Source organism: Streptococcus gallinaceus, from assembly GCF_024170225.1.
In the GTDB taxonomy this organism is placed as follows: Bacteria; Bacillota; Bacilli; order Lactobacillales; family Streptococcaceae; genus Streptococcus; species Streptococcus gallinaceus.
In genome coordinates this window covers 1-12,990 of the sequence record NZ_JALJXU010000012.1, presented here as the reverse complement: position 1 = coordinate 12,990, position 12,990 = coordinate 1, and the positions used below count along the sequence as shown (strand labels likewise).

Below are 12,990 nucleotides of genomic sequence, written 5' to 3'. Positions count from 1 at the left end.
AAAGAGAGTGGGATGATATCCTCTCTCTTTTTTTCATTGCAGTCTCCTCCTCGAAAAATGGGCCGGATTGTGGTAGAATGAAAAGATAAACTAGGAGAAAAGAGAAACCATGTCTGATAAATTTCAACTTTTATTGCAACAGATTGGGATGCCACTTGAAGCGATGGGCTCAAGTGTTTTTTCGACTGGGAAGATTGAGCAAGTCGTCCTTCATAAGGTGAGTAAGATTTGGGATTTTACCTTTCGACTAGATGAGACGCTGGATATTGCGGATTACCAGCATTTTAAGGCGCGTTTGGTCAATGAATTTTCTAAGACTGGCAATCAGGCCCGTTTTCAGATTGTGACGGGGCAGCCTCGTTTTGAAGCGGCTATTTTGCAGGCTTACTATCAGGAAGCCTTTAGCGAAGAATTGTGTCAGAGTGCAGGCTTTAAGGCGCTTTTTCAAGGTCTGGAAGTGGAATTTGAGGACGGAACTCTGTATGTGAAGGGACCTGAAACCATTGATACGCCTCATTTTCGGAAAAATCATTTGCCAAATTTGGTGCAGCAGTTTGAGCGGTTTGGTTTTGCAGGGATTAAGATTGACTTGCGGATTTGCCAAGAAATGACTCAGCAGCAGCAGGAAAATTTCCAAGCGTCCAATGCTGAAATTTACCACAAGGCTAATTTGGAAAATCTAGAAGCTCAAGAGCAACTGGCTCAAATGGCTCCACCGCCGGAAGCCGCTCCGCAATCTTCTTTCCAAGAGTTTAAGAAGTCTCGCCCTGCCAAGGTTAATTTGGATAAAGCAGAAATCACACCGATGATTGAGGTGACTACCGAAGAAAATCGCATTGTTTTTGAAGGGTTGGTTTTTGAAGCGGAGCACAAGGTGACGAGGACGGGACGCGTTATCATCAATTTCAAGATGACAGACTACACTTCGTCATTTACTTTACAAAAATGGGCCAAAAATGAAGAAGAGGCCCAAAAGTTTGACATGGTCAAAAAGGGGAATTGGCTGCGTGTTTGTGGAAATGTGGAGACCAATAATTTCACACGTGACTTGACCATGAATGTGCAAGAAGTACAGGAAGTCAAGCATGACATCCGCAAGGATTTGATGCCAGAAGACCAAAAACGGATTGAATTTCATGCGCATACCAACATGTCGACCATGGATGCCTTGCCTCCGGTTGAAGACTTGGTGGCACGTGCGGCCAAATGGGGCCACAAGGCTATTGCTATTACGGACCACGGAAATGTTCAATCCTTCCCACACGGCTACCATGCTGCTCGAAAAGCAGGGATTAAGCCGATCTTCGGGATGGAAGCCAATGTCGTAGAAGACAGCGTTCCAATCGTCTACAATGAAGCAGATGTCGACCTAAAAGAAGCGACCTATGTGGTCTTCGACGTGGAGACAACAGGACTTTCTGCGGTCTACAATGACTTGATTCAGATTGCTGCTTCGAAAATGTACAAGGGGAACATCATCGGTGAGTTCGATGAGTTTATCAATCCAGGTCATCCTTTGTCAGCCTTTACGACGGATTTGACGGGGATTACAGATGAGCATGTCCGCAATGCACGTCCGATCGAGCAGGTTCTTCGTTCTTTCCAAGAATTTTGTGAAGGTGCGGTCCTGGTTGCCCATAATGCCAGCTTTGACGTGGGCTTTATGGATGCCAATTACCAACGCCATAACCTGCCCTTGATTAGTCAGCCGGTCATCGATACGCTAGAATTTGCCCGTAATCTTTACCCGGAGTACAAGCGCCATGGTTTGGGCCCCTTGACCAAGCGGTTCGGCGTTGCCTTGGAGCACCACCACATGGCCAATTATGATGCGGAAGCAACAGGGCGTCTGCTCTTCATCTTCCTCAATGAAACCTATGAAAAACATGGTCTTTTCAACCTCAATCAACTGAATACCAGCTTGATTGCCGAGGATTCCTATAAAAAATCTCGTGTCAAGCATGCGACTCTCTATGTTATCAACCAAACAGGTCTGAAAAATATTTTCAAACTGGTCTCGCTGTCCAATACCAAGTATTTTGAAGGTGTGCCGCGGATACCACGAACGGTTCTGGATGCACACCGCGAGGGATTGATTTTGGGGACGGCTTGCCAAGAGGGTGAAGTATTTGATGTTTTGGTGTCCAAGGGCTTGGACGAAGCGGTTAAGGCTGCAGCTTATTATGACTTCATTGAGATCATGCCGCCAGCCTTGTATGAGCCCCTCATCGCCCGTGAGCAGTTCAAAAATATGGATGAAATCCATGAGCTAATAAAAAACTTGATTGAAGTTGGGCGTCGTACAGGATTGCCCGTCCTTGCAACGGGGAATGTTCATTATATTGACCCAGAAGAAGAAATTTATCGTGAAATCATCGTTCGCGCCCAAGGGCAAGGAGCTATGATTAACCGACCAATTGGTCACGGAGAAGCCGCGCAACCTGCTCCGCTTCCTAAGGCGCATTTCCGGACGACCAATGAAATGCTGGATGAATTTGCCTTTTTGGGTGAGGCCTTAGCGCGTGAAATTGTCATCCAAAATCCAAATCTTATGCTGGAGCGCTTCGAAGAAGTCGAAGTCGTCAAGCGTGACCTCTATACTCCTTATATCGAAAAAGCGGAGGAAACGGTCGCAGAATTGACCTACAAAAAAGCTTTTGAAATTTATGGGAATCCCTTGCCAGATATTATCGACCGACGGATTGAAAAAGAATTAACGTCGATTTTGGGGAATGGATTTGCCGTGATTTACCTAGCCTCTCAGATGCTAGTACACCGTTCCAATCAGCGGGGTTATCTGGTTGGTTCGCGGGGGTCTGTTGGTTCTAGTTTTGTGGCGACCATGATCGGGATTACAGAGGTGAATCCCATGCCGCCTCACTATGTCTGTCCAGAGTGTAAGTATAGTGAGTTTATCACGGACGGTTCCTATGGTTCGGGCTTTGATATGCCAGACAAGGACTGTCCAGAATGTGGTCACAAGTTGGCAAAAAACGGACAGGACATTCCCTTTGAGACCTTCCTTGGTTTTGATGGGGATAAGGTTCCCGATATCGACTTGAACTTCTCGGGTGAAGATCAGCCGTCTGCTCACTTGGATGTTCGGGATATTTTTGGGGAACAATACGCCTTTCGTGCAGGGACTGTGGGTACGGTTGCGGCCAAAACGGCCTATGGATTTGTCCGAGGGTACGAGCGGGATTATGGGAAGTTCTACCGTGATGTAGAGGTGGAACGCTTGGCGGCTGGTGCCGCAGGCGTTAAGCGAAATACAGGCCAGCATCCTGGTGGTATTGTTGTTATTCCTGACTATATGGACGTATATGACTTTACGCCGGTCCAGTATCCAGCAGATGACCTTGAGGCTGCTTGGCAAACTACTCACTTTAACTTCCATGATATTGATGAAAACGTCCTAAAACTCGATGTTCTAGGACATGATGATCCGACTATGGTTCGGAAGTTGCAGGACTTGTCAGGGATTGATCCCAATACCATTCCTGCTGACGATAAGGGAGTTATGGCGCTCTTTTCTGGAACAGAGATTTTGGGAGTCACGCCAGAACAGATTGGCACACCGACAGGTATGTTGGGGATTCCAGAATTTGGAACCAACTTCGTTCGAGGTATGGTGGAAGAAACACGACCAACGACCTTTGCGGAGCTCTTACAGTTATCAGGTCTTTCACACGGTACCGACGTTTGGCTGGGAAATGCCCAAGATTTGATAAAGGCTGGTATTGCCGACCTGTCTACGGTAATCGGTTGTCGAGATGACATCATGGTTTATCTCATGCACGCAGGCTTGGAACCTAAAATGGCCTTTACTATCATGGAACGGGTGCGTAAGGGAGCTTGGCTTAAGATTTCGGAAGAAGAGCGAAATGGCTATATCCAGGCTATGAAGGAAAATAATGTTCCTGACTGGTATATCGAGTCCTGTGGAAAAATCAAATACATGTTCCCCAAAGCTCACGCGGCTGCTTACGTTATGATGGCCCTTCGGGTGGCCTACTTTAAGGTACATCACCCACTTTTCTACTATTGTGCCTACTTCTCCATCCGTGCCAAGGCCTTTGATTTGGCGACCATGTCAGGTGGATTGGACAAGGTTAAGGCCAAGCTCAAGGAAATCTCCGACAAGCGCCAGCGCAACGAGGCTTCCAATGTGGAAATTGACCTCTACACCACCTTGGAAATTGTCAATGAAATGCTGGAACGTGGCTTCAAATTTGGGAAGTTGGACCTTTATGAGTCAGAAGCTATTGACTTCAGAATTGAAGGCGATACACTGATTCCACCATTTGTAGCCATGGATGGTCTGGGAGAGAACGTTGCCAAGCAGGTTGTTGCTGCCCGCAAAGATGGTGAGTTCCTGTCCAAGACAGAGCTCCGCAAACGTGGCGGACTTTCCTCTACCTTGGTTGAAAAGATGGATGAAATGGGCATCTTGGGCAATATGCCTGAGGACAATCAACTCAGTCTTTTTGATGATTTATTTTAAAGAAAACAGTTTTGCTCGGAGCAATAAGCTTTGACGGCGGAGCTGTTTTTTTTGTGGAGCTGATTGTGGATTGTTTAGAAAATAAAACCTGAACTCGACATAAGCTAAACACAGACTGGTCGCTTATTTATGGGGAATATGGTATACTATTTTTTGTATTATATTAAAGGAGATTCCCATGGTTTTACCAAACTTCAAAGAAAACCTTGCAAAATATGCTAAGTTGCTCGTCTCTACGGGTATCAATGTTCAAGAAGGACATACCATTGTTCTTCGTATCAGTGTAGACCAAGCCGAATTGGCTCGTCTCTTGGTCAAAGAAGCTTACACTCTCGGTGCCAAGGAAGTCCTCGTTCAATGGAATGATGACTTTATTACCCGTCAAAACTACCTCAACCTCCCAACAGAACGTTTGGAAACTGTGCCAGATTACAAGGTGGCAGAAATGAACTACTGGTTGGATAACAAAGCCAGCCGTTTGGTGATTTTGTCAGAAGATCCAGCCGCTCTTGACGGTGTTGATCCTGAGAAATTATCAAAAGCAGCACGCGCAGCAAGCATCGCTTTGAAACCATTGCGTATCGCAACACAAGCCAATAAAGTCAGCTGGACATTGGCTTCAGCAGCAGGTTCTGCTTGGGCGCAAAAAGTGTTCCCTCAAGCAGCTAGCGAAGAAGAAGCGATGGATCTTCTATGGGATCAAATTTTCAAAACTTGCCGCATCTACGAAGAAGACCCAATTCAAGCTTGGGCTGAGCACGAAGACCGCCTTAATGCCAAAGCAAAAGTCTTGAACGATGAGCAGTTTGTAAAATTGCATTACACAGCACCAGGTACAGACTTGACACTTGGCTTACCAAAACACCATTCATGGGAAGCAGCTGGTAGCTACAATGCTCAAGGCGAGCACTTCATCGCCAATATGCCAACAGAAGAAGTCTTCACTGCACCAGATTTCCGTGTAGCAGACGGTTATGTGACTTCTACAAAACCACTCAGCTACAACGGCAACATCATCGAAGGCATTAAAGTAACCTTTAAAGATGGCGAAATTGTTGATGTGTCAGCTGAAAAAGGTGACGAAGTGATGAAGAAATTGGTCTTTGACAACAAAGGAGCTCGTGCTTTGGGAGAAGTAGCCTTGGTGCCAGATAAGAGTCCAATTTCACAATCAAATATTACCTTCTTTACAACCTTGTTTGATGAGAATGCCTCAAACCACTTGGCAATCGGCGCAGCCTACGCTTTCTGTGTGGAAGGTGGAACTGAAATGTCAGAAGAAGAGTTGGAAGCAATCGGTCTCAACCGTTCAGACGTTCACGTGGACTTCATGATTGGCTCAGACCAAATGGATATCGACGGTATCCGCGAAGACGGAACTGTTGTGCCAATCTTCCGTAAAGGCGATTGGGCGATTTAATCACCAAGCAGATGGATTTCCGTCTGCTTTTTCTGCATAGATAGGAGTCAATATGGACACAGGAAAACAGATTCAGTACAAGTGGGCAACCTTAGGAACAGGCGTTATCGCCAATGAGTTGGCTCAAGCCTTGCAAGCGCTGGGTGGTAATCTCTACTCGGTAGCCAATCGCACGCATGAAAAAGGCCTTGCCTTTGCACAAAAGTATGGAATTGAAAAAGTTTATGAAAAAATAGAAGATGTATTTGCAGACCCAGAAGTGGATATTATCTACATTTCGACACCGCATAATACCCATATCAACTACCTCCGCCAAGCCTTGGCAGCAGGCAAGCATGTTTTATGTGAAAAATCCATTACGCTGAACAGTCAAGAATTGGAAGAAGCGATTCAATTAGCTGAGGAGAACCATGTGCTGTTGGCAGAAGCCATGACGATTTTCCATATGCCCATCTATCGTCAGTTGAAGAGTATGGCAGACAGTGGTGCCTTTGGTGAGTTGAAGATGATTCAGATGAATTTCGGTAGTTACAAAGAATACGATATGAATAACCGCTTTTTCAACCGTGACCTAGCTGGTGGAGCTTTGCTGGATATTGGTGTCTATGCCTTGTCATTTGTGCGTTGGTTTATGTCTTCTAGCCCAGACCAGTTAGCGTCGCAGGTAAAATTTGCTCCGACAGGTGTAGATGAGCAGGTTGGCATTCTTTTAACAAATCCAGATGGCCAGATGGCGACGGTCACCCTATCCTTGCATGCCAAACAGCCTAAACGTGGACTTTTGGCCTATGATAAGGCCTACATCGAACTCTACGAATACCCTCGTGGACAAAAGGCGGTTATTACTTATACGGATACGGGTAAACAGGAAACGATTGAAGTAGGGGCTACCGACCAAGCCTTGCAATATGAAGTTCTGGACATGGAAGCAAGTATTGCCGGGGCCAAAAACCACACTTACCTGAACTATTCGCGTGATGTCATGCGCATGATGACAGACCTCCGTGAAGAATGGGGAATGACTTACCCAGAGGAAGAATAGAAACAAAAAAGCAGACCTAGTCTGCTTTTTTTATTCGATGATCAAGAGTCCCTCTTTGATGGCTAGGGGATGCTGCGGGTCAATGCGGTCGTAGAACATAATACCATTGATGTGGTCGATTTCATGTTGAACGACGATAGCGTTAAAACCTTTGAGTTTGATTTTGTGTTTTTGACCTGTCTTATCAAAGTATTCTACCGTAACACGCGCATGGCGGACAACGTAGCCGGGTACTTCGCGGTCAACTGATAAACAGCCTTCGCCCCCTTCGACAGCGGCTTCTTGTACAGAGTGGGCCACGATTTTAGGGTTGTACATGACTTCTTGAAAGGCATAGGCTTGTTTTGGTGGATTGCCTTCTTCGTCTTCAGGATTTGGCACCAATATTGCGATGATGCGACGAGATACATCAATCTGTGGCGCAGCCAGGCCAACTCCTCCACGTAAGCCTAATTTTTCAGCCATGACAGGGTCTTGTGAATGCTTGAGAAATTGCATCATTTTTTCCCCTAAGAGGATATTTTCGTCTGATAGAGGAAAGGTCACTTCCTCAGCGACAGCGCGTAATGTTGGGTGTCCTTCACGAATAATATCATCCATGTCAATCAGATGGCTAGCTTTAATCATTGTTTCAATTGCGGTCATTCTTCTCTCCTTTTGCTTTTTTCTACCATAGTATAACATGAAACAGTCATTATTGGAAAAATTACTGATGAATTCTCAAGTTCTCAAGTTGGCTTGCCTGGCAGATAAAGTAGGATTTGCCGCGTTTCTCAATAGCTCCATCTGTCAATAGTTCCTTGATAGTTCGTAAGAGATGGCGGTAGCTGGTTCCAAATGAGTCCGCTAAAATGTGCAATTCAAGCTGAAAATATCCGTCGTGCTCAATGGATAAAATGTGGCTGGCTAGCCGTTCTTTGACGGAGTAGCCGACATTGACCGCCGCTTGGATATTTTGCTGGTAGAGGCTGGTTGCCAGTCCTTGGCCAACTCGGTATAAGAAGAGAGGATCAGCAAGCAGCGCCTCTTTGTTGAGAAGTGGTAGCTGTGCACACCATGTCTCATCAATAGCAATAACAGACGAAACCACAGTTTGTCCTGTCAGCAATTCAATGTCGCCAATCAAGGTCGGAGCTCCTTGGATGCCCAGGATATATTCTTTTCCGTTGAACAGCTTTCGGACAACTTTGACCTTGCCCTCCAGTACAAATGTCAGTACAGTGAGTTCTTGGTCTTGGTGGCAAATAGCTTGTCCTTCTTGGAAATGTACCAATTTCAAATCCTTGCGGTACTGTTCTGGTAGAAAAGTTTGGAGCATGGGATGCTGGAGAAAATTTTGAGGTGTTGGAGAGAAAGATAACGTATTCATCTATTTATATGTGACATTTGTCCTATGTTTTTCTATTTTTCTCTATTATACTAAAATGAACGGAAAAAGAAAAAGAAGGTAATTATGAAACGAATCATTGAAAAAATCAGCATTCTCTCCCTATCCTTGATGCTGGTTTCCACTTTTGCAGTCTCGCCGGCACTCCCTCAAATGATGAAGGAATTTGCTTGTCAAGGGATTTCAGCAGCTCAGGTTGAGTTTTTGATGACCATTCCCTCTCTGACTATCATGTTGACGTTGCTGGCCAATGGGTTCATTGTCAAGTTCTTCTCGGAGCGAGCTATTGTTGTGACGGGCTTGTTGGCAATGGCGATTGGCGGCTCCATGCCTGTCGTATTTGCAAGCTACCCGTTGATGGTGGTGGCCAGAATTATCTTGGGACTAGGGATTGGCCTTATCAATGCGCGTGCTATTAATATTATCGGCTACTATTACCAAGGAAAAGAGCGGATTCAGATGTTGGGCTTGCGTGGGTCCACGGAAGTTTTAGGAAGTGCTGGTCTGACTATGCTCGTTGGTTGGCTGACGGGCTATGGTTGGCAAGCAGCCTTTCTGATTTATCTATTGGCGCTGGTTATTCTAGGGCTTTTTCTCGCCTTTGTGCCCAGTCATCATGAGGAGCAGGCTACTGATACGGTAGAAGCACCGAAAGTGACAAAAGCTCTCTGGAAAATGGGATTGGCCCTTGCTTTTCTTGCTTTTTTTGTCATTAATGTTAATACTTTTATCACCATCCGCATTCCCATTATCGTCGATCAAGCAGGACTCGGGACTGCGGTTCAGGCTAGCTGGGTCTTGAGTCTTATGCAGCTGATGGGAATTGTATCTGGGACTGTTTTTGGTCAGTTGATGGGGCGTTTTAAAGGTTGGCTGTTATCTCTGTCTTATCTGATTTTTGGTCTGGCTGTGTTAGTTGTTGCTTACTCGGCTAATCTTTTTGTCTTAGCAATCGGGGCGATGTGTTCAGGATTTTTCTACAGCTTGGTACTGGCCATTGTATTTAGCCGTGTGACAGAGCAAACTCCGCCGCCTTTATTGAATACGCTGATGACGGTTGTCTTACTGGGTTGCAATATCGGAGGAGCAAGTGCATCGGTGTTACCTAATTTTTTAGAAAAGCTCAATCCAAGTAAAACAGGAGCATTTGGTATCTATGCCATTACCTGTCTCGTCATCGGTGCCTACCTGCTATTTCGCCAATGGAAGAAGCTGAAATAGCTGGAGTGTGTTATAATACGTGTATGCGATTAGACAAGTTTTTAGTAGAGTGTGGCCTTGGGTCGCGCACAGAAGTCAAAAAAATTCTCAAGCAAAAGCAGATAGAGGTTAATGGACGGGTTGAAACATCAGCCAAAAGCCAAGTAGACAGCCAGAAAGATACTGTTTCCTATCAGGGACAGGGCTTGCGCTACGAGGAGTTTGTCTACTATCTCCTCAATAAACCTCAAGGGGTCATCTCAGCGACCGAGGATGCCAAGCATCGGACGGTCTTGGATTTGCTGGATGATACAGCGCGCCAAAAAGAGGTTTTTCCAGTTGGTCGCTTGGATATCGATACGCACGGTTTGTTGTTGCTGACCAACAATGGTCCTCTGGCGCATGCCATGCTCTCTCCTAAAAAGCATGTGGACAAGCTTTACCAAGCTCAAGTTGCGGGCATCATGACAGAGAAGGATGTGGAACGATTTCGAGAAGGAATCAGCTTGCAGGATTTTACCTGTCAACCAGCTCAGCTGGAGATTGTAGCGACGGATCCTGTAGCAGATAAAAGTACAGTGCGGATTACCATTGCCGAAGGGAAATTTCATCAGATCAAGCGGATGGTGCAGGCGTGTGGAAAAACCGTTACAGACCTGCAGCGCCTCAGTATGGGATCTTTGGTTTTGGACGACAATCTAAAGCGCGGAGAATACCGACGACTGACAGCAGAGGAACTCCAATTATTGGAGCGATTTGACGTTCGATTGTGATGAAAAGCAGATGCCAGCTCATTTTATTTTAGGGGACTATATACCAGTTTACACCAACCACAAGATATAGTATTTTCAATAATACCCAAAAAGGCGACTTCCAAACGGAAATCGTCTTTTCATTATTTCAATAATTCATACTCAAATAATTTATTTTTAAGCTCATCATCGTAGTAATCAGACAGCCTTGTTTTAAGCTCTTTTAGTTTAGTATTAACTTTTTCATTATTGAAAATTTTTTTACCATTGCCGTCTTTATATGAGGTGTTTATCTCTAACTCAATTTGATAAGTTCCGTAATTATACTTTGGATTGTATTCTGGAGTATCTTTTGCTAGTTCAAGTAATTCATCAAAGACACCTAATAGCATGGAATCAACTCTATCAAGTTTTCCATATTTTTCTTGCTCTACCAATTCTTTACGGACTATGGAATTTTCATCTAAACACATCTCGTTATTGTAAAACTTCCCGTCAGAGCCATCAAAGCTCAAGCAATGGTTTTTGTGAGAAATACAAGTCCACAACGTTGCTTTTCTAAGAAAATCTGTATCCTCTTTATACAAATCCCCTTTGTCAGCAGTTGTATAATAGATGTCTCTTTCGTACCAATTCTTTTGAGGGAATTGCTTAGCGATAAATAAGACTGTTTGCTCGGCATAATTTCCTATCCTTACTTGACTACCATATCCGTGATAAGTCGAAATTCTAGTCATACGAACATCTTGAGCTGTCAAACCAAAACCACTAGCCTCTAAGTGAGCTAAAATATCCTTACTATATACTGGGTTGAACTTTTTATTATTACGTAAATGAGTTTCACAACCATCATATCCAACCACAGTAGTTGCCTTTTTATCAGTAGGTAACTTCTTAGAGTATAATTTAGATAAAGTGGTGTAAACTTTTTTAACCGTCACATCCGTAATATCTTTTAGCTCTGCATCTTCTGGAACATCTATAACTGCAACCCCTTTTCCTGTCCCCCATTTTTTATTGTTTTTCCAAATTTCCATGGCTGGAACAGTAATACTTTCAGTTTTTGTATCTAACTCATTTTTCCATAAAGCGACCAACACAGAACTTTCTTGTGCTTTGAAATTCCCTCTGTTTGCTAGAAAACCATCAATAAAGACTTTTTTCATCAGACCAACCGATTTCCAATACTTAACAGGGGCAAACAGAACGTAATAGTCATTATTTCCTCTCATAAAGTATTTCTCAAACGACCATACGAATTGATTAAGCAAGTCTTTAGCATGATTACTGTCGCCAGTAAATTCATTGGACATCAAATTTCTTATGTAGCTGAATTTGTCTTTTGATTTAACATTTCCTTCTTGAGCACGAGCTAACTCGCTAGAATATGGGGGATTTTCATAACCAATAATTGCAACATTCTTGTCATCTATGATTTCTTGTAATGTATTATGTTTTCCTTCTGTTTCCATTGGAATTGACAAAAAATCTTCTGCCAAGGCATCTCCACCTATGACTAAGTTTCCCATTCCTGCTTGTACCATTGTAAGCGGTGGGATAATAGCTCTTACCTTTCCGATGTATTTGTTATATAAAACAAGCCATTCTTTGATTTCATAAGTATTCAAGACAACATGACTTAACTCTTCTTCAGTTAAATAATGCTCTAATGCTCCAGTACCAGCACATCTATCCAAAATAACATAGTCCCTACCTTTAGGAAGGCCAGCAATAGCTTGGCGGACAAGTTTTGTAGCTTCTTTAACATAGGGTAATGGGGTATAAAATGCTCCTAAGTCTTTTCTATTTGCAGGGTCATTCAAAGCATCCATTACGGTATCGAAATCTGTTTCGTCTCCGTTCCAAGGTAAGATATAGTCCTCAACTATGGAATTATATGGATTTTTAAGTTTCTCAAACATTTGAGACTTGGTTATGGATTTATCGTAATGATAAATATAATTTGCCCAACCCAAAATATTTGGAAAATTGATTTCAAATTTTTGATACTCGTTAATTTGAAATAGTCTAAGTAACTCACGATTTTTGGGACTGTTAGGTTGAAATACAGCGAAGTCAAACTCATTTTCAGGTTTCGTTGCATTTTTCAATGTCAACTGCTTAACATCTTTAGAAGCACTATTTGTATAGTTTTGCTCAATTTCAGTACGATATTGAGTTGCATCATAAACATAGGCATGGTCTTTACTAATATCAATTAAGACAATTTTACTAGGTATTGGAATACCACCTTTATTTCTCAACTTAGAAAGATAATGGATAGCTTGTACAAGAACGATATTAAGGTCTGCAATATTATTCTTAAACTCAAACAATGTTCCTTTGACAATGCCGTCTGTATTCTCTGTTAGTACGTCTTTTTCTTCAAAACCAAATGTTCTCCAAAAAAACAAGTTGTCAGCTCTTTCGTTACCAGATTGCCAACTTCTATCAATAGCTAGAGGTGTCATTCTCCCCCTCCAACAATTAACTTATCAAATCCCGAAACAAAATAAAAAACTTCCTCACAAAAATGCGAAAAAGCTTGTTTTAGTGCTTGACAAAAAACACGTCCGATTACATAATCAGCGTGAGCTGTGAGCTGTGAGCTGTGAGCTGTGAGCTGTGAGCTGTGAGCTGTGAGCTGTGAGCTGTGAGCTGTGAGCTGTGAGCTGTGAGCTGTGA

Annotated in this window: 8 protein-coding genes and 1 pseudogene; 5 read left to right on the top strand and 4 right to left on the bottom strand. The window is 43.5% G+C overall.

Going from position 1 to position 12,990, the window contains the following annotated elements; translation table 11 throughout:
- Positions 1–109: 109 nt before the first annotated feature.
- The 3 genes from J2T50_RS10355 to J2T50_RS10345 all read left to right on the top strand — a co-directional run bounded on the left by J2T50_RS10355 (position 110) and on the right by J2T50_RS10345 (position 6,966).
- A complete protein-coding gene (locus tag J2T50_RS10355) occupies positions 110–4,504 on the top strand; it encodes a PolC-type DNA polymerase III (protein ID WP_253366365.1) in 4,395 nt (1,464 codons plus the stop codon).
- 178 nt (positions 4,505–4,682) lie between these two features.
- A complete protein-coding gene (locus tag J2T50_RS10350) occupies positions 4,683–5,924 on the top strand; it encodes an aminopeptidase (RefSeq protein WP_253366357.1) in 1,242 nt (413 codons plus the stop codon).
- Between the two features lie 52 nt (positions 5,925–5,976).
- Positions 5,977–6,966 (top strand): Gfo/Idh/MocA family protein, encoded by a 990-nt coding sequence (locus J2T50_RS10345; RefSeq protein ID WP_253366355.1) that lies wholly within the window; start codon positions 5,977–5,979, stop codon positions 6,964–6,966.
- Positions 6,967–6,996: 30 nt separating this feature from the next.
- Here the strand turns inward: J2T50_RS10345 and def are convergent, their stop codons facing one another.
- Positions 6,997–7,611, bottom strand: coding sequence for a peptide deformylase (def, locus tag J2T50_RS10340; RefSeq protein WP_253366353.1), 615 nt, complete (start codon positions 7,609–7,611; stop codon positions 6,997–6,999).
- Between the two features lie 61 nt (positions 7,612–7,672).
- Positions 7,673–8,335, bottom strand: coding sequence for a Crp/Fnr family transcriptional regulator (locus tag J2T50_RS10335; protein WP_435533078.1), 663 nt, complete (start codon positions 8,333–8,335; stop codon positions 7,673–7,675).
- Between the two features lie 84 nt (positions 8,336–8,419).
- On the opposite strand from J2T50_RS10335, the gene J2T50_RS10330 reads away from it, so the two are divergent.
- Together J2T50_RS10330 and J2T50_RS10325 are read left to right on the top strand one after the other, a co-directional pair.
- Positions 8,420–9,574 carry an MFS transporter gene (locus tag J2T50_RS10330; protein ID WP_253366351.1) on the top strand — a complete coding sequence of 385 codons (1,155 nt, stop codon included), beginning with the start codon at positions 8,420–8,422 and terminating at the stop codon, positions 9,572–9,574.
- A gap of 23 nt (positions 9,575–9,597) precedes the next feature.
- On the top strand, positions 9,598–10,326 hold the full coding sequence (locus J2T50_RS10325; protein ID WP_253366349.1) for a pseudouridine synthase: 729 nt from the start codon (positions 9,598–9,600) through the stop codon (positions 10,324–10,326).
- A gap of 122 nt (positions 10,327–10,448) precedes the next feature.
- Here J2T50_RS10325 and J2T50_RS10320 read toward each other — a convergent pair whose 3' ends face one another.
- Positions 10,449–12,776, bottom strand: a complete 2,328-nt coding sequence (locus tag J2T50_RS10320; RefSeq protein WP_253366347.1) for a DNA methyltransferase family protein — start codon at positions 12,774–12,776, stop codon at positions 10,449–10,451.
- A pseudogene (locus J2T50_RS10315) lies at positions 12,773–12,990 on the bottom strand (hypothetical protein); the annotation flags it as partial. The gene J2T50_RS10320 and the pseudogene J2T50_RS10315, both read right to left, overlap by 4 nt.